The 22,805-nt window shown below is 61.5% G+C and carries 19 protein-coding genes; 4 read left to right on the plus strand and 15 right to left on the minus strand.

Going from position 1 to position 22,805, the window contains the following annotated elements; all coding sequences use genetic code 11:
* The first annotated feature begins 109 nt into the window (after nt 1-109).
* Nucleotides 110-1,051: a LysR substrate-binding domain-containing protein gene (locus WF331_RS17090; RefSeq protein WP_016499588.1), complete on the plus strand. Its 942-nt coding sequence runs from the start codon at nt 110-112 to the stop codon at nt 1,049-1,051.
* 79 nt (nt 1,052-1,130) lie between these two features.
* On the opposite strand, the gene WF331_RS17095 is transcribed toward WF331_RS17090, so the two are convergent.
* The 11 genes from WF331_RS17095 to WF331_RS17145 form a co-directional block, all read right to left on the minus strand.
* Nucleotides 1,131-2,552 (minus strand): undecaprenyl-phosphate glucose phosphotransferase, encoded by a 1,422-nt coding sequence (locus WF331_RS17095; protein ID WP_174370367.1) that lies wholly within the window; start codon nt 2,550-2,552, stop codon nt 1,131-1,133.
* A 156-nt stretch (nt 2,553-2,708) separates the two neighbouring features.
* On the minus strand, nt 2,709-3,467 hold the full coding sequence (locus tag WF331_RS17100) for a WecB/TagA/CpsF family glycosyltransferase (protein WP_016499586.1): 759 nt from the start codon (nt 3,465-3,467) through the stop codon (nt 2,709-2,711).
* Complete coding sequence (locus WF331_RS17105) at nt 3,467-4,654, minus strand: glycosyltransferase family 2 protein (protein WP_049277514.1); 1,188 nt, start codon at nt 4,652-4,654, stop codon at nt 3,467-3,469. The genes WF331_RS17100 and WF331_RS17105 overlap by 1 nt, the downstream gene beginning before the upstream one ends.
* Nucleotides 4,651-5,853: a glycosyltransferase gene (locus WF331_RS17110; protein ID WP_340623129.1), complete on the minus strand. Its 1,203-nt coding sequence runs from the start codon at nt 5,851-5,853 to the stop codon at nt 4,651-4,653. Before WF331_RS17110 ends, WF331_RS17105 begins: the two co-directional genes overlap by 4 nt.
* A gap of 49 nt (nt 5,854-5,902) precedes the next feature.
* Entirely contained in the window at nt 5,903-6,907 is a 1,005-nt protein-coding gene (locus WF331_RS17115; protein ID WP_016499583.1) for a VirK/YbjX family protein, read from the minus strand.
* A 9-nt stretch (nt 6,908-6,916) separates the two neighbouring features.
* Nucleotides 6,917-7,894, minus strand: coding sequence for a glycosyltransferase family 2 protein (locus WF331_RS17120; protein ID WP_340623130.1), 978 nt, complete (start codon nt 7,892-7,894; stop codon nt 6,917-6,919).
* A 5-nt stretch (nt 7,895-7,899) separates the two neighbouring features.
* Nucleotides 7,900-8,424, minus strand: coding sequence for a serine O-acetyltransferase (locus tag WF331_RS17125; RefSeq protein WP_016499581.1), 525 nt, complete (start codon nt 8,422-8,424; stop codon nt 7,900-7,902).
* Nucleotides 8,425-8,432: 8 nt separating this feature from the next.
* On the minus strand, nt 8,433-9,389 hold the full coding sequence (locus WF331_RS17130) for a glycosyltransferase family 2 protein (protein WP_340623131.1): 957 nt from the start codon (nt 9,387-9,389) through the stop codon (nt 8,433-8,435).
* Nucleotides 9,382-9,999: an acyltransferase gene (locus WF331_RS17135; RefSeq protein ID WP_016487256.1), complete on the minus strand. Its 618-nt coding sequence runs from the start codon at nt 9,997-9,999 to the stop codon at nt 9,382-9,384. Before WF331_RS17135 ends, WF331_RS17130 begins: the two co-directional genes overlap by 8 nt.
* A gap of 102 nt (nt 10,000-10,101) precedes the next feature.
* Entirely contained in the window at nt 10,102-11,568 is a 1,467-nt protein-coding gene (locus tag WF331_RS17140) for a GMC family oxidoreductase (protein ID WP_340623132.1), read from the minus strand.
* Nucleotides 11,569-11,804: 236 nt separating this feature from the next.
* Nucleotides 11,805-13,181, minus strand: a complete 1,377-nt coding sequence (locus WF331_RS17145) for an oligosaccharide flippase family protein (protein ID WP_340623133.1) — start codon at nt 13,179-13,181, stop codon at nt 11,805-11,807.
* Between the two features lie 95 nt (nt 13,182-13,276).
* On the opposite strand from WF331_RS17145, the gene WF331_RS17150 reads away from it, so the two are divergent.
* From WF331_RS17150 to galE, 3 genes are all read left to right on the plus strand, one after another.
* On the plus strand, nt 13,277-14,803 hold the full coding sequence (locus tag WF331_RS17150; RefSeq protein ID WP_340623134.1) for an O-antigen ligase family protein: 1,527 nt from the start codon (nt 13,277-13,279) through the stop codon (nt 14,801-14,803).
* 5 nt (nt 14,804-14,808) lie between these two features.
* A complete protein-coding gene (locus WF331_RS17155; RefSeq protein WP_340623135.1) occupies nt 14,809-17,409 on the plus strand; it encodes a cellulase family glycosylhydrolase in 2,601 nt (866 codons plus the stop codon).
* A 105-nt stretch (nt 17,410-17,514) separates the two neighbouring features.
* Entirely contained in the window at nt 17,515-18,492 is a 978-nt protein-coding gene (gene galE / locus WF331_RS17160; RefSeq protein WP_049276763.1) for a UDP-glucose 4-epimerase GalE, read from the plus strand.
* A 129-nt stretch (nt 18,493-18,621) separates the two neighbouring features.
* On the opposite strand, the gene WF331_RS17165 is transcribed toward galE, so the two are convergent.
* Genes WF331_RS17165 through WF331_RS17180 form a run of 4 tightly spaced genes read right to left on the minus strand, consistent with a single transcriptional unit; the run spans nt 18,622 to nt 22,719 of the window.
* Nucleotides 18,622-19,428 (minus strand): CpsD/CapB family tyrosine-protein kinase, encoded by an 807-nt coding sequence (locus WF331_RS17165; protein WP_016499574.1) that lies wholly within the window; start codon nt 19,426-19,428, stop codon nt 18,622-18,624.
* 11 nt (nt 19,429-19,439) lie between these two features.
* Nucleotides 19,440-21,002 carry a GumC family protein gene (locus WF331_RS17170; RefSeq protein WP_016499573.1) on the minus strand — a complete coding sequence of 521 codons (1,563 nt, stop codon included), beginning with the start codon at nt 21,000-21,002 and terminating at the stop codon, nt 19,440-19,442.
* Nucleotides 21,003-21,021: 19 nt separating this feature from the next.
* Complete coding sequence (locus WF331_RS17175) at nt 21,022-22,137, minus strand: hypothetical protein (RefSeq protein ID WP_041167708.1); 1,116 nt, start codon at nt 22,135-22,137, stop codon at nt 21,022-21,024.
* Nucleotides 22,138-22,161: 24 nt separating this feature from the next.
* Nucleotides 22,162-22,719, minus strand: coding sequence for a polysaccharide biosynthesis/export family protein (locus tag WF331_RS17180; protein ID WP_016499571.1), 558 nt, complete (start codon nt 22,717-22,719; stop codon nt 22,162-22,164).
* Nucleotides 22,720-22,805 lie beyond the last annotated feature (86 nt).

Raw genomic sequence — 22,805 nt, forward strand, 5'->3', positions numbered from 1 at the left:
ACGGTTATCTGATGAAATTGAGCGGTAGTGCGATTTTGCGCGATACTGACGCGATGACTCATGGATGACCAACGAAACTTTCTAAGCAAGCCTTTAGCAGGACTAAACAATGCGACGGCAACTCAATGGGCAGATGTTCGTCTGGCTGCATGTATTCGCCTGTGCAGCCCGGCATCTGTCCTTTACCCGATGTGCCGAAGAGCTGCACATCACCCCCGGCGCGGTCAGCCAGCAGATGCGCCAGCTGGAAGAACGCCTGGGTTACCGGCTGTTTCTGCGCCGGGCGCGCGGTGTGGAGTTGAGCGCCGAAGGGCAACGCCTGGCCCAGACGGTGGCCGAAGCCTACGGCAGTATCGAGGCTGAACTGTTGCGCCTGGACGCCGGTGAAATTCGCGGCACCTTGCGTGTGCGCTCCATTCCGTCGTTCCTGGCCAAATGGCTCACCCCGCGCCTGCCGCGCTTTCAGCAGCGATACCCGGACATCGAGCTGCGCCTGGTGGCCGAAGACAGCGCCCAGGCATTGACCCCGGGCGACTTCGACCTGGCTATCGACCTGAACGATGGCAGCTACCCTGGCATGCTTTCGACACCGCTGCTGGACGAACAGATCTTCCCGGTGTGCTCACCCACCTTGCTGCGGGGGCGCCCGCCACTGCATGGGCCGGCAGACCTGGTGCACTACCCGCTGCTGCATGACATCACAGCCTGGCGTGGCAGTTCGGAGTATGCAGAATGGGAGTTCTACCTGGAGGGGATTGGCGCCGCCGGCCTGAATGTGCGGCGTGGCCATACCTTCAACCGCAACCACCTGACCATCGAAGCTGCAATTGCCGGTATTGGTGTAGCGATCGCCCGGCGGACACTGCTGAATGACGAACTGGAGCGCGGCGCGCTGATCGTGCCGTTTGGCGTGGCGATCGCCAACCACAAACGCTACGTGGTGCATTACCCGCCAGGCGGGTTGAATCAGCCGGGAGCGCGGGCGGTGCATGACTGGCTGGTGGAGGAAGCGCGGGGGTTCAGGGAATTGCATCCACTGAACAAGGTGTAGGAGCGGCCTTGTGCCGCGATGGGGTGCGAAGCGGCCCCGGCAAGGCCGCTCCGACAGGGGGCTTGCGAGCGTTCGATGATTAGTAAGCCTGCTTGCCGGTAAACGCATTGAGTGTGCGCACCAGAATCACAAAGTCCAGCCACAGCGACCAGTTGTTGATGTACTCGATGTCCGAGTCCACCCGCTGGATCATCTGCTCGATGTCCTTGGTCTCCCCCCTGAAGCCGCGCACTTGCGCCAGGCCAGTCATACCCGGCTTGATGTTGTGGCGGGCAAAGTAATCGACGATGTCCTGGGAATATAACGTGTCATGTTGCAACGCATGTGGCCGTGGCCCAACCAGTGACATCTCCCCGGTCAGCACATTGAATAACTGTGGCAGTTCATCGAGGCTGGTGCGGCGGATGAAAGCGCCAATTTTAGTCAATCGCGGATCATTCTTCTGCGCCTGTTTGACCACGCCATTGTCCGGCTGATGAACATGCATGCTTCTGAACTTCCAGATACGGAATGACTCGCCGGTCCAGCCCGTACGTTCCTGGCGGAAGAACACGGGCCCGCGGCTGGTGAATTTGATAGCCAGTGCAACGCCAATCAACACAGGCGATGCACACAGCAGTATCAATGCCGCCAGCACCCGGTCCTCGATATTCTTCAGGAACAAACTCATGCCCGTCAGCGGTGTTTCAGACAAAGTCAGCACAGGAATACCGGCAATTTCCCGCACGCTGTGGTTGATCAGGCGCAACGAGAAGATATCCGGCACCCAGTTCACGGCAATGCACTTGTCGAGCAACTTGAAGTACACGTCGTTGATAACCTCGGAGCCCCCCAGCGGTGTCACCAGGTACACGGTGCGAATGCCATACTGGGCAACGATTTCATCCAGATCTGCAATGTGGCCGAGCACGGGCAGGCGCTGCTTGCCCTCGCCACCTTCGTACGCCTGCTCGCCAGCCTTGTCGGTCAGCACACACCCCAGAACCCGTTCGCCAAACCAGGGGTTGTTGCTGATTTTCTGATAAAGGAAATTGGCCAGGTCGCCGTTGCCGATAATCAGGGCATTGTCCAGCCGCGCATGCGCGGTAAACCGTTTTTGCAGTTCACGAACCGCAAAGTGCAAGAACAACTGGGCAATGTAACCAATGATGAACAACTGCACGACCAACAACCGTGAGTACGTTTCACTCTGTTTAGTGAGAAAGGCCATGACCACAAGAAAACAGAATGTTGCCGACCACGCCTTGAACAGGCGGAAGGCCTTGATCGAAAGGCCGACGTTAGTGCGGTAGATTGCATAATGGTCGTAGATGACGGCCAGTGCGCCAATCAGCAACAGCAGCATGATTACATAATCAGAGGTAATGTAACCAAACTGGTCATAGATGAGATACCAGGCAATACCGATTACTGCAATGCCATCGAGCCCCGCCTGAATGGCGTTACTTACGCTGCTTCTTCTTTGGAGTAAGGAACGACTGCTTCTGGGTTCGAAAACCATTTCAGACCTCATCTATTTGAGCGTAGCAAGTGCCGTCCATCAAACATCAAGTCTTGAATACAGCTTATTCAACGCCAGTGAAGCAGGATCGTGCAGCCCCCAAGCCACTGCTTTCACTGTAGCAGCCACCCGCCATCAGCGCGGATTTTGGCCGATTCATACGGTGCCCCTGGCCGAATCGGCTGCCTTGCGGCACAGCAGGGTGCGCAGCAAGAACAATGGATTGCCTACCACATAACGCATGAACAAACGTTTCGGCTCACGCAACAGACGGTAGGCCCACTCGCCACCCACATGCCGTAACCACTGCGGGGCCCGGCTGACCTTGCCACCGAGGAAATCCAGAATCGCCCCGCCGCACACGATCAGGCACGGCCCGCCAACGGCTGCCAACCTGGCCGCCACCGCTTCCTGCTTGGGCATGCCCATCCCCAGCACGATCAGTTCCGGTTGCTGTTCCTTGGCCAACTGCAGGTAGGTGTCGATGCTGGCAAAGCCATCGTGGACCGATACCGGCACCACGCCAAACAAGGCTTCGCTGCGCTGCACCGCCTGGTTCAGGTACGGTTGCTGCGTGCCCCAGAACGCAACCCGCCGCCCGCGGTATGCCTCCATGAGGCTGGGTATGAAGTCGGTGCCATTCATGTTGAGCCCAGGCTCCAGCCCCAACCGGCGATAAAGGATCGCCATGCCAGAGCCGTCGCGCAACAGCACATCGGCCGCCGACAACGCCTGACAATACTCACCGTCGTGCACCACCAGGTTCATTGCATGGGCATTGACGAACCCCAGCACGGTTGCAGACTCCGGGGCGGCAAGCCGGTCGAGCAGGCACTGCGCCGCGCTGCTGTCAGGCACCACCTCAAGCGTGTCGATAATGCGCTTCCAGCGTTTCTGCCATTGCCACTGAGCCATCAGTCATCATCCCGTTTGGAGCGCACCCATTCGACCTGGCGCTTGATCAGGAACCCCAAATACAAGGGGATCTTCCTTGCGGCGTAAAAAGGCGCGTACAACAGCACGGAAAACGGGATCAGCTCACGGCAGAAGCGTGCCCACGCCAGCACAACGGCAAGGCCGAGCATGACCAGCGCAGCCAGTGCGATCCACGCAGGCGCCGCATGGCCTGACAGCAGGTAAGCCAGCCAGGTCACCAGGTTGAGCCCCAGCAGCGCCAGCACCAGTAGCGCCAGAGGTGGCACCAACAGGTCCAGGGTCATGGCCAGCAGGCTACCGTTGCGCTGGCGGATGGCGGCCAGCGCACGCTTGGGCGCATCCGCCAGCATCAAGCCCAGGTGGCCGTGCTCCCAGCGGGTGCGCTGGCTGTTCATGCCTTGCTGGCTGGCAGGAAACTGGCTGGTGACCAATGCCTCGGGGCAAAACACCGGCGGCTTGCCCTGCTGGCACAGGTCCAGGCCCAGCTTCACATCTTCCACCAAGTGCCCATTGGCCAGGTTGATCAAAGCCAGGTCGTGCCAACCGAATGCCATGCCTGCCCCCATCAGCTGGCACGGTAGCCCCAGCCGCGCCCAGCCACGCGGGCGCACCAGGTTCTTGACCCGCCAGGCAAACTCGGCCACCTGCACCTTCAGCCCGCTACCGGCGGGCGCGCGCATCAGGTACAGCGCCTGCACCGGGCGTTGGGCCTGGTGATAACGGCGTGCCAGGCAGTCAATCGCGCCCTCGGCTACCTGGCAGTCGGCATCCACCACAATCACCACCTCGGGCGGCTGCAGGGCCAGGTGTCGTACGCCGAAGTCCAGGGCATAGCCTTTGCCACGCAGCACCGTATCAAACCGCTCTACCACCTCGGCGCCGGCCTCGCGGGCAAGCCGCGCCGTGTCGTCCGTGCAGTTGTCGGCCACCACCAGCAAGCGGTCGCCTGGCAGCAACTGCGGGGTTACGCTCGCCAGCGTTGCACGAATGATCGCAGCCTCATCATGGGCCGGTACCAACACTGCCACCCGCGGACGCACGCTGACGCCCAACGGCCGCGAGCGCGGCGGCAGGCAAGCCAGCAGCATCTGCAGGAAGAAAACGGACACAGGCACAAGGGCGATGACCGCCAGCAGGCCCAGTAACCAACTCAATACACTCATCATGCGGATGCCTTGAAGTAGCCGGCCAGCTTGGCCGCCTCGGTGTCGATGTCATGCCGTTGCAGCACACGCTGGTAAGCCGCCTCGCCCATGCGCTGCAGCACTTCGGCGGGTTGCGCAAGGCACTCGCCCATGGCCTGGGCCAGTTCGTCCACGGCGCCAGCGGGGAACAGCCAGCCGTTCTCGCCCTGACGCACCAGCTCCGGGATACCGGCCACATAGGTAGTCAGCACCGGCCGGCGCAAGGCCATGGCTTCCATGATCACCACCGGCAGGCCCTCGGCGAAGCTCGGCAATACCAGCGCGCGGGCGGCAAGTATTTCCTCGCGCACCTGTGCACTGCTGATCCAGCCGGTGATGCGTACTTGCTGCTGCAAGCCATGCCGGGCAATCAAGGCCTCGACCTGCTGGCGCATCTCACCGTCACCCGCCAGCACCAGTTCGAAGGCGATCGACTGCGCCGCAAGCTGGCCCGCCGCCTCAAGCAACAACAGTTGGCCTTTCTGTTCACAGAGCCGCCCGACGCACACCAGCCGCGGCACTGCCGGCACACCGACTGGCGCCACCTCATGAAACCCTCGCTCCAGGCCGCAATGCACCACTTTCACCTTGGCCCAATGCTCGTGCGCCACCCAACGAAACAGCTGGCTGCGCCCGTAAGAACTTACCGCGGCAACAAAGGCGGCACGCCGCACCTTCTCGTCCATGTGCAGGAACTGTGGTTTGTCGAATTCTTCCGGCCCATGCACGGTAAAGCTGTAGGCCGGACCGCCCAGCAAGTTGGCCAGCATCACTACCTCGGTAGAGTTGGTGCCAAAATGGGCATGCACGTGTTTGGCCTCCCCGGCCTGCAGCCATTGCAACACCTGGCAGGCCTCGGCCAGGTACACCAGGTGGTAGGGCCACGCGCGGTCGGCGCGCAGGCCAAGGCGCATGGCCACCCGCAATGCCTGGAAAAAACGCCGCGGTTGCGCACGCAGCACCTGCAACGTTGGCGTCAGCAACCCCTTGACGCCGCCTTGCAACACATACCGGGTCCTGGCCCGTTCGCTCGTGTCCTCGGCGTCCTGCAACTCGGCGTCCCACCCCCGCAGGGCAATGCGTTGTACCTCTATGCCCTGGCGCTCCAGCGCCAGTATCTCGCGGCGGATGAAACTGTGGCTGACCTTCGGGTACTGATTGATGAAGTAAGCGATGCGCATACGAATCCAGATCCAAACCCGCTTGATGACCCACCTCCCCTGCCAACCTTCACTTCAGGCTGTCGACTACGGGCGGTCGGTCCACTGCCGATGCACTCACAGCAAATGCATCCCCCTGTTTTCCTTGTAGTCCAAGGTTGTGACTGCTGCTTGGCAATGCGGCCTGCAAGCGTGAGAAAACATCGTCGAGCATCGCTTGGCGGCGGCGGTACATCGCCCGTTTCTTCGCTGGAATGTCGGCTTCTGCCCGCTGCGCCTGGGCAAGCGGAAGGCTGAAGAAATCCGCAAAATTCGATGCACTGGCACCGTGTTCATGCCAGATGACGTCATAGTTGGCGGCAAGGTCCTGGCCCTTGTCGCTGCCAAAATACGCATGCCGATGGTGCCGGCAGTCATCGCTGACCGCGTACAGGTGCGTGACACCCAGCGCCCGGGCCAGGCACTTCAGCGCTTCGAGCACCAGGCTGCGCGGGCGCAGGCCTTCGAAGTCCTTGGTCAGGTCGCGGTAGATAGCCAATGAGGTTTCGCTGTCGATGCCTTTGTGAATGCCCTGCACGGCCCCGATGAACAGGCACAGTTCGCCCTGGCTGCGGCACAGGGTGAACGCCAGTGAAGCCACGCGCAGGTCGCCCTGGAACAGGTTCAGCACCAACTCGCCTTCGCGTTTGAACCAGATCGGCCGGTCCAGCACCAGGCGGCAGCCCGGCGAATGGCTGGCCAGATCGCACAGCGTCAGGCTTTCGTCCCGCCCCAGCAGCAACAGCGCCGGAAACTCGCCGGCCAGCACTTCATAGTGCGAAGCGACCACCGCCAGGCGCTGCGGGGCTTCCCAGCATTTGCTGAGGTAAGGCCACTGCACCACACCGATGCAGTCCACACCCAGCCGCCGCACGCCTTGCTCGCCGAGTGCCGCCGTGATGCGCTGCATGAAACCATTCAACTCAGGCCATTGCCTGGCAATCTGCAGCATCAATTTGTACTTGTTGTTCAACGCCCGCAACGAGTAGCCCGGTTGCAAGGTAAACACGCTTGTCACGAGGGTGCCGAGCATCATGGTCATCTCTCATTTGTACTCGATCAACGCTGATTTGCCGGCCGCGAAGCGGTGGCGCAAGAACTTCAGCTGGCCGAGCATTTCCGGGAATTTGCCCAACACCAGGAATACCGCCTGCAGCCAGTTTTCGCGCGCCGACTTGCCACCGCGGCGAGCCAGGCGCACGACCTGCAACGGGTAAATCAATAGCAACAGCAAGCCCCAGCCACCCAGCAGCAGGCAGGCCAGCACGATCACCAAGGGTATGCCCAGGCCCCATAGCCAGGCCCGACGTGACTCGCGCAACCAGTGCTGCTCGGGCGGCTTGCCATGCAGGTAGGCCCCTTCGGCATAGGCGTGGCCGGCACGCAGGCTGCGCCGCCACCACTGGCTGAACCGGGTCATGGCAGCGTCGTGCAAGGTCATTTCGGCGGCCAGGCGCCAGACCTTCCAGCCCTTGGCGCGCAAGCGTACGCACAGTTCAGGCTCCTCACCGGCAATCAGCTCGGAGCGAAAACCACCGACGGCGGCAAAAGCGTCTGCCCGCATCAGCGCATCGCCACCGCATGCCTTGGCTTCACCGATGGGGGTGTCCCATTCCAGGTCGCAGAGCAGGTTGTACACCGACCGCTCCGGGAAGCGCTCCCGTCGGCGACCACACACCACCGCCACCTCGGGGTGCTGGTCGAGAAACACCTGCGCCGTGGCCAGCCAGTGGGCATCCACCTCGCAATCGCCATCGACAAACTGCACCAGTTGCATCGAAGGCAGCAGCCGCTGCAAGGCGCTGAAGCCTTCGTTGCGCGCGCGCGCGGCGGTAAACGGGATGGCCATGTCCAGCGCCAACACCTCCACCCCGAGGCTGCGGGCCAGTTGCAGCGAGCCGTCGGTGGAGCCCGAGTCGACATACATGACCTTGCCCGCACCGTTTACCAGCGAACGCAGGCAGCGCTCCAGGCGCGGGCCCTCGTTGCGGCCAATGACCACCACACCGGTTACTGCCGCCATGGGCCTCACTCGGCGGCGGCCGTGGCGGCTGGCTGCCTGGCCTTGATGGTGGCTGGCACCCCTACTGCCAGGCAATTGTCCGGAACATCCACCAGCACCACGGCATTGGCGCCGATGATCACGTTGTTGCCAATGCGGATGCTGCCCAGCACCTTGGCCCCGGTGCCGATATCGACATTGTTGCCGAACACCGGGGCAATCGGTTCATCGACGTTCTTCAAGCCCACCACCACACCGTTGCGGATGCGGCAGTCATCGCCAAACCGGGCATAGCCACTGACGACGATGCCACCAAAATGGTCGATGACGAAGTTGCGGCCGATCACCACTTCGCACGGCAGTTCGATACCCGTGATGATCTGCACGAACTTGAACAGCACCTTGTAGACCAGCGAGAAGAGTTTGCGCAGCAGTGCCGGGCGCACGGTGTAGCGCCAGCGGCCAAAGCGGTACACCAGCAGTACCCAAAAGCCCTGCGCGCCCCAATCTCCGCCATGGGCGCGCAGGTCGGCACGAATATTCTCGAACATGGCTTTACCTACCTTGTCGGTTGGCTGGCGTACCGGGTCTTGAACAACAGTGACCAGGTCGCCCGGCAATGACGCCAGCAGGCCTGAATCGCGCCCCAGCCGCGTCGCTTCAACAGCGCCTTGAGTGCCAGCACCAGGTCACCCAGGGTGACCAGCACCATGTGCAGGGCAAGGCCCGCCACCCCGTGATGCTTGCGGAAATACAACAGCTCGCTTTCGATCTGGTAGGACGAGATCTGCCGGCTGGCCGCCTCCAGCTCTGCCACCGACTTGGAGCTTTCGCCCCCGATGTGCACCACGGTGGTATGCGGGTAGAACACGACTTTCCAGCCCGCTTCCTTCACCCGCTTGCAGTGGTCCACCTCTTCGTAATAAAGAAAATAACGCGGGTCGAACAGGCCCACCTTGTCCAGCACTTCGCGGCGCACCAGATAGAAGCAACCCGGTAACCAGTCACACTCGCGCACCGAGGCGTGGTCCCAGGTCATTTCATCGACCATCTTCAGCCCCGGGAAAAACCGCCCCAGCCCTGTACGCCCGACAAAGACGTTGAGCGGCGTTGGGAAGTAGCGGCAGCTGGGCTGCAGGTCACCGTCGCGGCCTTCCAGGCGCACCCCTAGCACGCCGCACTCCGGGTGAGCGTCCATGTAGTCGAGGGTTTTTTGCAGGGAGTCGGCGGCAACGAAGGCATCGGTATTGAGCAGCAAGGCGTACTTGCCCTGCAGGTGCGCCAGCAACTGGTTATTGGCCCGGCCGAAGCCCACGTTCTGCTTGTTACTCAGCAGCAGTGCCTCGGGGCACACCTGGGCCATGCGCTGCACCGAGTCATCGCGCGATGCGTTGTCTACTACCAGGTAACTGGCCAGCCGCTCGCTGTCGGCCCGGCGCAGCGCATCGAACATCGGCTGCAGCAGCCCGGCGGTATTGAAGTTGACCACCATGACATCCACAGGTTTGCTAGCCATTGTTGCCGTCCCCGAAGAAGTACTGGCGCCTTTGCGCCATCAACAGCGGTTCAACTTCCGGGTCGTAAGCGCCGTTGCGCTGTTTTACCAGTTCGATCCACGGGTAACTTTCGCAACGCGCCTCGACCCGTTTGATCAACTGTTCGGTGGTGCAGATGAACTGCGCCGGGTTGCCGCCAAACACGGTGCCTGGTGGCACGTCCTTGGTCACCACCGCGCCTGCGGCCACGATCGATTCCGGGCCGATGGTCACGCGGGGCATGATGATCGCGCCATGGCCGATGAAGCAGTTGTCCTTGATATCGATGAAACCGACCGAATCCAGGTGCTTGCCAAAGCGATGTTCGATCAGCAATACCACCCCGTCATGACCGATCAGCGTGCAGTCGGACAAGCCCACGCTGTTACCAATGCGAACCAGCGAAGGGTCGAGAAACTTGCAGCCGGTATTGACGAAGAAGTTGCTGCCGACAGAGTGGAAGTTCCCCCATCGGGCGAGGTAGGCACCCCATTCAAGACCAGAAGGGTTGCAGAACCTCCTGTAGAACTTGCCCCCTCGCCCGGTTGCATGGGCGTAGTGCGCCACTGCCTTGCGTATCCATCCCTTCATACTGCCTGGCCTCGCGATCTGAACAATCTGGAGTGTCCTGAGGCGTTCCGGTCTCGTTCTTCTAGGTGCTGACCGCAGCGCTCAACCCATGTACAACCTGCATCATGCAGCGGCGCCGCTAGCCGCTCTCATCCTGGTGTCGAGGTGGTCGGCCAGCCGCACGGCAAACTGCAACAACGGCATGGTCGGGTTGGAAGCGCCGCCCTTGGCGAAGATACTGCTGCCGGCGACATACAGGTTCTCGGTACCGAACACCTTGCAATTGGCATCCACAACACCGAACTGCGGCGAAGATGCCATGCGCGTGGTACCCATGTGGTGGGCATGCGGCGCCATCTTCAGCGGTATCGAGGTGTCGTAGACGAAATCGTTGAGCTTGACGAAGCCCAGGTCCATTTCAGCGAACTGCTTGGCCAGTTCGCTGCCAATGCACTTGATGGTATGTCGGTCATCAGCACTCAGCGCCCAGTTGACATTGACCTTGGCCACCCCCAGTGCGTCCTGCTCGTCCAGCAGCGAAATGCGGCTGTGCAGGTTGGGGAACTGCTCGATCATGGTGCTGATCACGCCGTCACCGGGGCAGCTGAACTTGGCGACGAAGGCGATCTTGCTGGCAACCCCCATGTCGCAGGCCAGGTTCTCGAGAAAATGCTTGACCTCGGCGGTGCGGCCATAAGTCTGCACATCGGCCAGCAGCGCGGCGGTGACATTGCCTTTACCGGCCTTGTACTCCTCGACAAAAGCATCGGTGGTGTAATACTGGCGCGGCGCCGGGTCCTGGCCGGACTTGAGGATGAACGTGCCCAGGTCGATGTTCAGGTGCTCCATGAAACAGCCACCGACCAGCCCTTCCTTGCTCACCACGCCTGCCGCCACCAGCGTCTGGCTGTTAAGCAACTGCCGGGCGTTCTCGATGGCACCCGTAGCCAGAATGAAGTGCCTTGCCACCAGGCGCTGACGATTGCGTTCATAGTCGGATAGAACCACCGCAGCCAGATGGCCGGAGCCTTTATCGAACTCCAGGTCTACGCAATTGCAGTTGATGAACACGTCCAGGCCTTTGGTCTGCTCCATTGCCGTGGCGTACTTTTGCGCAAAACGTGTCGGGGTGCTGAGCAGAAAGCGGTCTGCCTCGAAGTCACCGCCATCCAGGCCGGTATTCATCGCACGAAAATCCGAGCCGGCTGGCAGGTCGACGATGTCCATGGCCGCCGGCAAGTAGCCTTCGATCTCCGAATAGGGAATCGGCCAACCGGGCAAGTCACCTGGCGGGTCGACGGTAAAATCCGACGGGGTGAAAGGCCGGCAACGGCCGGCCCAGTGGTTGGAGGTGCCCCCCAGGTAACGCAGGCGGGTCTCCTCGGCATACAGCTCCAGGCCCGTGGATGCGCAGGCGTACAAGCCTTGCGAGTGCGGCGCATACTCGCGTCCCCCGCCTTCGGCGAGTAATACGTTCCAGCCGGCGGCGGCCAGGCGCAAGCCCAGGGTAATACCCGCCGGGCCGGCACCGATGATGCAGAAATCGTAGTTGTCGCGCAGCGCTTTGTGCTGCTGAAAGTCCTTGATCATGCTGGCTGGTTCCGCAGGTAACGGGACGGCAATACCCAACCGTTGATTATCACGAACCCGGGCGGTTCGACAGGTTTGCCAGCCACGGACGCCGAGGCGCCGAACACCGCCCCACCCACACCGAGCAAGACACAACTCTGGAGAAAGCCTCTACGGCCCAACTGCGCAGTACAAAAAATGAGCTTCCCCATGATCACGTGACCTGTACCCATGAAAGTTACACCCAGCACGCCGCTTTACAGCCAGTCGAAAAAGGCCGTCAGCAGCGCCCCGCACAGAGCCCCGACCAGCAGCATCGGCAGCACTACCAGCTCACGTTTCAGGCTGAACATGCCCAGTTTGCAGTTCACATACACAACCAGCACCAGGGTTGGCACGGCATGCAGGGCAACCCCCCAGATCGCCCACTCCACACCACCAATCGCCAGCAATAGCGGCAGCAGCCCCCATAGCGAGACCAGGCGGATGATGTTGTCCATGGCCTGATACTTGGTCAGGCCCAAGGCAATCCACACCTGATGAGCCAATGTATAGCGCATTACGATGAACGACAGCGAAAGAATTGCCAGCATAGGGCCAGCTTCACGGTAGCGATCATCGTACATCCAGCCAATCAGCAGAGGGCTGGCGGTCAGGAAACCACCGCAGATGAACAGCACCAGCAGGTCGACCAGCAGGCGGAAGCGGTGATACAGCGCTGTCAGGCGCTCCTTGTCATCGGCCCTTGCCGCTTCACTGAAGGCAGGAAGCGCCACGGCACCGACAATTTTCATCAGCGCGGTCTGCACCGCGCCAAGAATCAGCACGGCAATCGAATACACCCCCAGTTGCGCCGCCGACATGCTGGCGCCAAACCAGATGCGGTCACCGTACATGGCCAGCACGCCAACCATCGACGACAACAGGATCCAGCGGCCAAACACGATCAACTCGGTCAGCGCCGTACGGTCCCAGCGCAGGTGGTTGTTCGGCCCCAACAGGGCGGTATGCCCCAGCACGGTCCAGGCTACCGCCGAAACCAGGCCAGAGATCACCAGGGCCCAGATCGAATGGGTCAGCAAGCCCAGCACCAGCATCACCACCAGGCCGGCCACCTGCGAGGCCAGGTCGACCAGCACCACGCGCTTTTGTTGGAAAGTTCTTACAGCCACATCTATCTTGGTGGACTGGAATCCCCAGATGGCTGCCGACAGGCCAGTTACCGCCAGCACCATCGGTAGCACCGGGGCAGCATAGGTGGAGTCCGCAGGCCATAGTTCCGCCAGTTGGGCCAACCAGGCGCCCACCGCCAGCAGCAGGGTGAGGGCAAACAGCAGGAAGCCGCGAATGATCTGCACGGTCCAGGCGGTGTTGAGGAAATCCGGGTCGTCACCCCGGTGACTCTGGATGATGTTCTGGCGCAGGCCGACATCGGAAAGCAGATGCAGGAGTACCGAAACGGTGGTGGCGATAACCATCACCCCGAACATTTCCGGCAGCAGCAAGCGGGCCATGATCAGATTGCCGCCCAGGCGCATCACCTGAGAAGCCACCTGCGAGACCAGGTTCCACGACCCGGCCCTCAAGGCCCGGTTGCGCAGGCTCGCAGCGGCTGACACATCAATCGACGGCATGACTTCAATCTCTGACTGATTGGCTAAAAGTCACTATAGTTTCAATTAGCCACGATGCTAGCCGTTGCCCACCGAGGGAAAGGTGTACATAGCCGATGCCTGAACATTTTCGTGCGTTGATCGTCATCCTGTTTTTGGCGAGCGTGGTCTTCCTGATGGCGCGGCGACCCGCCACCGACCTTATTCCGCTCAGCGACTACAAGCGCCGGCGCAATCTCTGGTTCCTGCTGACGGTGCTGGCCTTTGCCTCGCACAGCTTCTGGCTGTACCTGGGTGCAGGCGCGGTCATCCTGTTGCTTGCAGGGCGCCGCGAGCACAACCCCATGGCGCTGTTCTACATGCTGCTGTTCCTGATTCCGCCGGCATCGGTGCAGGTGCCCGGGTTTGGCGTGGTCAACTACCTGGTCGACCTCAACCATATCCGCCTGCTCACCCTGTGCGTGCTGCTGCCGGCCGCGCTGCAGCTGCGCCGGCAAGCGGACACGTTGCGCTTCGGCCGTACCTGGGCGGACAGGCTGCTGGCAGCCGGGCTGCTGCTGATGAGCGTTTTGTATCTGCGCGAAACCACCCTCACCGACACCCTGCGCCAGGCGCTGTACCTGTATGTCGACGTATTCCTGCCGTACTACGTGGCCAGCCGTGGCCTGCGCCATATCAGCGATTTCAAGGATACCTTGCTGGCCTTCGTGCTCACCGCCTTCATCATGGCGTTGATCGCCGTGGCCGAGTATGTGCGTCACTGGTTGCTGTACAGCGCCCTGATCGATGCAATGGGGGTGCCGTGGAGCATGTCCGGCTACCTCAGCCGCGGCGGCGCGCTGCGGGCCAGCGTCACCACCGGCCAGGCGATTGCCCTGGGTTATGTGATGAGTGTGGCCATCGGTCTGTTCCTGTTCGTCCAGGGGTATGTGCAACGCCCGCTGCACAGAGCCATGGGCGCCCTGCTGCTGGCCGCCGGGCTGTTCGCGCCGTTGTCACGTGGGCCGTGGATCGGCGTCGTGGTCATCGTGGTGGTGTTCATTGCCATGGGCAAAGGCGCAATCAGGCGCCTGGCGCTGCTAGGCGCGGCTGGCATGCTGGCGCTGCCCTTGCTGACCGTCGTACCGGGCGGTGACAAGGTGCTGGACCTCTTGCCGTACATCGGCAACATCGAAAAAGAGAACATCACCTACCGCGAGCGGCTGATGGACAACTCCTGGATCGTCATCCAGCGCAACCCGCTGTTCGGCTCGTTCGACTTCCGCAACACCCCGGAAATGCAGTCGATGATCCAGGGCGAAGGCATCATCGACATCGTAAACACCTACATCAACCTGGCGCTGCGGGTGGGGCTGGTCGGGCTCGGCCTGTTCGTTGCGTTCTTTGCTGTGGTGTTGAGGGGTATCCGCAGGGCCATGCTCACTTTCCCCGACAAGGATGACGAACGACGACAGCTGGGGCGAGTGCTGCTGGCAACACTCATCGGCATTCTGGTGATCATTTTCACCGTCAGCAGCATCACCTTCATACCGGTGGTGTACTGGTCAATCGCGGGGCTTGGCGTGGCGTACATCCAGATGGTCCGCCGGCTGGACGACAGCCCGGCTACCGAGCTGGCCGAAACCGGCCTTCAACCCAGGTAATGTCCATGAAACTGCTTACCCTGCGTCACCTTGTGCAGGCTTCGGCCATGGCTGGCCTGGCTTTGCTGCCGTTGGCCGGCTGGGCTTCGCAGTGGCAGGTCAGTGTCGATGAGCAGAATGGCCTGCCTACTGTGACATACGGCGGCGGGCCGGTGATGAAAGCCAAGTTCGACTTCTGGGCGGCCAACTGGAGCTGGACCGGCTTTTACACCGATTTCAAGGTCAATGGCCCCTACCAGTACACGCTGCTGGGCAAGAACAAGGAACTGGACTTCGACCTGAAGGCGGATATCCGCAAGGAACAGGCACAAACCCTGAGCTGGGCCTTCGACCTTACCGCACACAGCCGCCAGGCCGGGGTGATGGGCGGCGGCATGGTGTTCCAGTTCGACCCGGCGCAAATCGCCGGCGACATGGGCGCCCCGCAACTGCTGCCCGACAATCGCGGCTGGTCATGGGGCAAGGCGGACCAGGGCCGACGCGTCGAGATGCGCTTCGATCCGCCACTGGCCAAGGTCTATTTCGAGCGCGGCAACCCGTCCGAGCTGCGTGCGTTCCTCTACAAAGACCCGATCAACGCCGGCCGACAGCAGCTGAAGGCGGTGCTCAACGTTACCGGCGACATCGAGCTGGGGCCCACCCCCACCGAGCGTTTCGGCCTCGCCGACCCCGCCAGCTGGCCCGATGACCAGCTGGACTGGCGCACCTCGCCGGTGGACCTGTCCTTCCTCAACGCCGCGGAAAAGCCCGCCGGCAAGCGCGGTTTCGTCAAGGCGGTCGGCGAACAGCTGATGTTTGCAGACAACACCCCGGTGCGCTTCTGGGGCACCAACCTGTCTGCCTATTCGCTGTTCAAGAGCCCGGACGAGGAAATCCGCCAACAGGCCAAGCGCCTGTCGGCACTGGGCTTCAACCTGGTGCGCCTGCACCACCACGATTCGTCTTGGGTCAGCCCGAACGTGTTTGGCGACGGCACCCTGGTGCGCGATACCCAGCAGCTCAGCGCCGAATCGCTGCGCAAGCTCGACCTGTGGATCAAGGCACTCAAGGACGAAGGCATCTACATCTGGCTGGACATGCATGTGCAACGTGCGTTGACCGCCAACGACAACATTGAAGACTTCGATGAACTGCCCGAAAAGGAGGGCCGCGCAGACCTGAAGGGTTACGCCTACATGAACGACAGCATCCAGAACGCGATGAAACGCTTCGCCGAGCAGTATCTGACCCATGTGAACGAATACACCGGCCTGGCCTACAAGGACGACCCGGCCATCGCCGCCGTGTTGATCACCAACGAAAACGACCTCACCCAGCACTACGGTAACGCTCTGATGCCGGACAAGGACGTACCGCGCCATAGCGAGCGCTACATGGCGGCAGCCAAAGCCTTCGCCAGGCAACATGACCTGCCCGCCGACCTTACCTGGCGTGCCTGGGAGCATGGCCCGTCGAAGCTGTTCCTCAACGACCTGGAGCAACGCTTCAACGCCGACATGATCGCCCACCTGCGTGGCCTGGGCGTCAAAGTGCCGATTGCCACGACCAGCACCTGGGGCGGCAACGGCCTGAGCGCACTGCCGGCGCTGACCGCAGGCGATGTAGTCGATGCCCACAGCTACGGCGCCATTGGCCAGCTGGAGAAAAACCCGTTGACCAGCGATGGCATGATCGACTGGATCGCCGCCGCCCAGGTCGTCGGCAAACCGCTCACCGTCACCGAGTGGAACGCCGAGCCGTTCCCGCTGCCCGACCGCCACTCGTTGCCGCTGTATATAGCCGGCACCGCCAGCCACCAGGGCTGGGACGCCATGATGCAGTACGCCTATAGCCAACAGGGGTTCAACCCGGGCTGGCGCACGGCGGACAACTGGCACGCGTACAACGACCCGGCGATGATCGCCACCCTGCCCGCAGCCGCCCTGCTCTATCGCCGTGCGGACGTCAAGCCGGCAACGACCCGCTACGTGTTCGCGCCGACGCCCGCCACCCTCTACAACCAGGAGATCACCCCGCGCAATTCGGTACTGCTGCGCACGGCCATGGAAAAGGGCCAGTTGCAGATTGCCCTGCCGCCGACACCGGAACTGCCCTGGCTGAAACCCGCTGCCATCCCGTCTGGCGCGCAAGTGTTGCAGGACCCGGGGCAATCGCTGCTGCCCGCAGATGCAAAGGAGTCGGTGACCGACACCGGCGAGCTCAAGCGCGACTGGCAACAAGGCATCTATACCATCGACACGCCACTGACCCAGGCCGCCACCGGCTGGCTGGGTGGTCGCTCGATCAGCCTGGCGGCCGTCCAGGTACAGACGAAAACACCTTACGCCAGCGTCGCGGTACAGAGCCTGGACGGCAAACCCTTGGGCCAGTCGCGTGAGCTGCTGCTGTCGCTGGGCACGCGTGCCATGCCCAAGGCCGATGACAAGACGCCGTTCAACGTGGAACCGCTTCAAGGCACTTTGACCATCAAGGCACCCGCCGGTCTGAAACTGTTCGCCCGCGATGCACAGGCACAGTTGAAGGCATTGCCGGTGGTCTACAAGGATGGGCAGTACAGCATTACGTTCGACGGCAACTACATGTCCAACTGGCTGTTCTTGAAATAGGGCATAGGGCCATCTACGCTCAGGTCACCTGTAGCTGATCATCCCACCTGCACGTTTCAGGGACGGTTCACTGCGTCTGTAAACAGCAGATTCCAGGAGGTGCGGATGAAATTTCTGGTAGTGGGTGGTGCAGGCTACATTGGCTCACACATGGTCAAGCACCTGCTCGGTGCCGGCCATGAGGTGGTGGTGGCGGACCTGGTTTCGCCTGGCCCCGGCATCCAGTGGGCCAAGCTCGACATTGCCGACGAAGCTGCCCTGGATGTGCTGTTCGGCGTCTGCCACTTCGATGCGGTGTTCCACTTTGCCTCTTTCATCCAGGTGGGCGAGTCGGTCAGCGCACCCGGCAAGTACTACCAGAACAACGTCGCCGCCACCCTCGCCTTACTGCAGGCCATGGTGAATGCCGGCATCAAGCACTTGGTGTTTTCTTCCAGTGCCGCCGTTTACGGTAACCCGCAGTACGTACCAATCGATGAAGCGCATGCCAAAGGGCCGATCAACCCTTATGGACTGAGCAAATGGATGGTCGAGCAGATTCTCGAGGACTTTGACCGGGCTTATGGCTTGAAGTCTGTATGCCTGCGTTACTTCAATGCCGCCGGTGCCGACCCCGATGGCCAGCTGGGGGAACGCCACGAACCGGAAACCCACCTGATCCCGCTGATCCTGCAGGCCGCTTCAGGCCGCCGCGAGGCGGTGACGGTGTTTGGCCGGGATTACGATACGCCGGATGGCACCTGTATCCGCGACTACGTGCATGTGGCCGACCTGGCGGCCGCGCATGCGTTGGCGGTGGATTATCTGTTGGCGGGGGGCGAGCGCACTGCGTTCAACCTGGGCAATGGCCTGGGCTTTTCGGTGCAGCAGGTGATCGATACAGCCAGGGCGGTAACGGGGCGGCAGATCAATGCCCTTGACGCGCCACGCCGCGCTGGCGACCCTCCACGGCTGGTGGCGGATGCGAGCAAGGCGCTGCAGGTGCTGGGCTGGCGGCCGGAGTTTGCTTCGCTGGAGCAGATTGTGCGGCATGCGTGGCAGTGGGAGTTGCAGTATCCCTGGGTTACGCGCCAGCATACCTGAGATTCCGAAGGCGCTGCGCCTTCTGGGAGCAGCAGCTGTCTTGCTCAGACTCTGCAAGCTTGCGCAATCACTGTGGGAGCGGGCACGCCCGCTCCCACAGGGGCCATGATCCACGGACAAGCCAATGAATCAGTAGTAGGTTCGCGGCTGCTCGTCAGCCTTGTTCAGCACCGTCCCGACCAGGTTCACCGTGGCCAGGTGGTGCAGGCAGTCCTCGATTTCCTTCTTGTTGTTCATTCCGTTGGCCACCACCAGCAGTACACAATCGAACTTGGGTATCACGGTGATCGCATCGTCAGAGCTGAGCAGTGGCGGCAAATCGAAAATGCAGATGCGCGAGTCGTAGCGGTTGCGTAAATCACTGATCAGGTTGTTCACCTTGGGCGACGACAGCATCTCGGTCGACATCGGCACCGGCACACGTGTCGGCAACACCACAAAGCGCGGTAACGTCGGGTTGACCAGGCATTCCTGCAACTCGGCCTTGTCCGTCAGGTACTCGTTCAGCGCCTGCTCCATGGGCAGGCCAAGGGTACTGCCGACTTTGGGCCGGCGCAGGTCAAAGTCCACCAGCAACGCAGTCTTGGTCGTGTGGTGAGCAATACTCATGGCCAGATTGATCGCCAGCACCGTCTTGCCCGCCTCAGGCGTTGGCGAGGTGATCGCCAGCGTACGCCAGCCGTTCTCCTCCATGGCCCTGAGCACCTGCGTGCGCAGCAGGTCGATCGGCCCGTTCATGTTGGAGTTCTTGTTGTACGCCACGATGCGGTGGCGCTCCAGATGGTCCGCCCGCAGCGGCACCACTTTGGTGTTCACATAATCGAACTGGCCTGGCACTTCCGCCAGCGCGGTGCCGGGGGCGGGTGACAATGCCTGGGGGGTGCCCGGGGTAACCTGGTGAAGATTATTGCCAACAGACGGCTTGGTCCTGTCCATCACTGCTTTCCCTATGCAAACCGAGATATGACTTTGAACAACAGCACATCCAGTGGCATGTAGAAGACGTGCACCAGCACTACCATGATAGCCGCCAACGCCAGTGCCGCCAGGATCAGCCAGTTACGCCAGCGTTTGCGCCTGGCCACGTCGGCCCGGGTATCGATGTAGGGGATTGCCACCAGCACCCGTTTGCCCAGCAGGTTTTCCAGAGCACCGACGCCACGCACGCGCTGGTTGAGCATTTCCAGCAGCATCACCAAGGCGCCGCCGCCTGCCGGTGCCAGCACCAGGCCCAACGCAGCGATCTTCTTGCGATTAGGCTTGATCGGTTTTTCAGGCATCAGCGGTGGCTCCAGCAGCACAAAGCGCTCGGCCTTGTTCTCCTGCTCCAGGCTTTCGGTAATCTTCGCGCCCATTTCCTTGGCGCGGATTTCTTCATACTTCTTGCGCGCGTTATCGTGGTCACGCATCAAGGTCACCAGGCCACGCTCGACTTGCGGCGCCTCGAGGATTTCGGCCTCGTAGCCCTCCATCTTTCTGGTCAGCTCGCGCTTCTGATCGGCCAGCGAGCTGATACGTTCCTGGGCCGCGCTCATCTTGGCGCGAACGCGCGCCACGTCGAGGCTGACTGTGGACGTGGTGGCCGTGCGCCCGCCGCTGGCTTCGAGCGCCTGGATCTTGCGCTTGACCGCCACCACATCCGGGTGGGCATCCTTGTAGCGGGTCAGCAACCGGGCGTATTCGGCCTTCAGGCTTGGCAGGTCCTGGGGCTGGTCGGCACTGGCTGGCTTGCTGCCTTCGGTAGTCTTGGTGGCCAGGCCGGCATTGGCCGCCGACAGCTCAAGCTCCAGGTAGCGCAGTTCTTCCTGGGCGGCCTTGTAGTCACGGTCGACTTCGCGGAACTCCAGCTCCGAACGCGAGAGCATGTTCATGCGCAGGGTCTGGTGCTCTGGCAAGGCATTGGCGTGGGCCTGTTTGAAGTCGGCCAGCTGATTCTCCAGGCTGGCCAGTTCGGCGCCCAGCTTGTTGGCCTCCTGGGTAAGAAACTCGGTGGTTTCGTTGGCCCGCTCGGTGCGCTGCTTGAGGTTTTCGTTGAGAAACAGGGTGACCAGTTCATCGGCCACTTCCTTGGCGACTTCCGCCTGCTTGTGTTCGAAGGACACATTGAACGCAACCGTCGCCTCGCCTCGCCCGCGCACGAACGTGGTAAGGGTTTCGACCACGATGGCATTGCGCATCTGGTCGATCTTGTCGGACTCGCTCAAGCGCTTGTCGGCGAACAGGTTGTACTTGTCGATAATGCGCAGCAGGTTCTCGCGGGTCATCACCCGCTGGCGAATCACCTCGATGCGCTCATCGGCAAAGCTGGTGGTGTTGGTCGACACCAGCTCGGGCGAAATCTGCTGTGACTCCACAAGGATGGTGCCGGTCGACTGGTAGAGCGGCGGCACCATCAACGCGACCGCCACGGTCGCGGCAAGAATGACTACGGCACTCACCCCTAACACCAGGGCCCTGTCCTTGATAATGGCGATGTAATCTCTGATGGAGAGTTCGTAGTCAGACTTCATGGGGCCACCTGCCTGAAGTTCAGATGTCGGGGTACCTGTACGTCAACGTCAAACCAACGATCGTAGCGGTTGCATCGGGCGCCTGGTCCTGTTGCCGCTCCTTGTACATCAGCGAAAGACGCAGGTCCCAGTAAGGTGAAAACTGGCGGCTGGCCCAGACGCTGTACGTCTGCAATGTATTAGGGCTCTGCCCTTTGCTGTCTTGCCAGGCAGCGTCAGCGCCCACCCGGTCCAGTTCGGTGAGGGCGTAACTCCACACGCCACGCACCTGGTCCAGCTCGGCAAAGCCGCCTTCAGCACTGGCCACCGTGCTCCGCTCGGCGGTCAGGCTGGCAATGGCACGCGTGCCGGTGTAGAGCAACGCCACCCCACCCTCCCCGCGTCGACCGCCGTCGTCGCCAGACACCTGGTTGACGCCAATGTGGGCATCGGCGCTCAGGCCTTCGGCAAGCTGGTACTTGATGCCGACTGCCGGGGTGTAGCTGTTGGACGCGGTCGCGGTAAGGTCCTGCTCTGGCTCATAGCGTCGGGCACCGAAGCGGGTATACACATCGGCCCGCTCGCTCCAGGCATAGGTCCAGGTAAACACGTTTGCCAGTTCGTCGTACCCCGTCAGCGTACTGATGTCATAACGGGCACGGTTAAAGGTGGTTTCGTTGCTCAAGGTGCTGCGCTCGGTAACCGCCTGGCTCCAGTTGCCGGTCAGGGTGTAGAGCTTTTGCGTACCGTCAGTGGTGATCACCCCGGTATCCAGCACTGTCCCCGACAGTGTCGAACTTTCGTTGTAACGCGCCACCAGGCCGAAACGCCCACGCTCGGTGGTACGCTGCCAGCCCAGGCTGATATCAGGGTCTTCACGGTCATCGACCACATCCGTGTCGGACGAGCGCAACACATGCATGCCCAGCCCCAACCTCAATTCGTCCTGGCCGAAGGTACCGATCAGGGTGTAGTCCGGCGCGATGATCGTGCGCGTTACACCCTTTTCCCCCGAGGTCAGCAACAAAGGGTTGCTGTCATATTCGACGGATGTCGGTACCACTACCGTAGACTGCCAATTTGCCGCCAGGACCGCGTCCGTGAACGGCAAGACCAAGATTGCCGTTGCAATGCTAGTTGTTCTAAGAAGAGGCATTAAATGTTCTTATTAAAGGCAAGATCAAGGAACGACCAGCGTATCGCCAGCCTGAAGTTGGATGTTGGTGGACATATCCCGCCCAGACACCAGGTCCTTATATCGCACGGGCAGGATCTTTTGGGAAGCACCGGTGCCGCGGACCACCTTGATATCGCTTTCGTCAGCAAACTTGTCCAGGCCGCCCGACATGCTCAGCGCCTGAAGCACTGCGGTAGGGCCTGCCATCTGCACGGGGCCTGGCTTGATCACTTTGCCTTGGACATAGACCAGGTTGCCGGCGATGCTCTTGACGACAACGCTGACATTCGGGTCGGGGAGGAATTTTTCGAGTTTGGCAGCCACTTGCTTCTCAACTGCCGTTACATCCAGCCCGGCAACATTTATGCGCCCGGCCAAGGGGAAGGTAATACTGCCATCGGGTAGTACGGTGGCTTCTTGACGCAGGCTGTCTTCCTGCCACACCGAAACCATCACCACATCACCGGGGCTGAGCAGGTAAGCCGCACCGCTCTGATCGGCGTTGCCAGCACTGGACCACACGGTCAGCACGCAGAATGCGGCAATCAATGAACGCATCATGAGGGTCCCTCCGGCCAAATGGCCCGAAAAAGAGCACTGAATGAGAACAGCACACCAACTCTCGCTCTGCTTCGCGGCTCAAGCCC

The organism is Pseudomonas sp. YNh (genome assembly GCF_037993085.1).
GTDB classification, from domain to species: domain Bacteria; phylum Pseudomonadota; class Gammaproteobacteria; order Pseudomonadales; family Pseudomonadaceae; genus Aquipseudomonas; species Aquipseudomonas putida.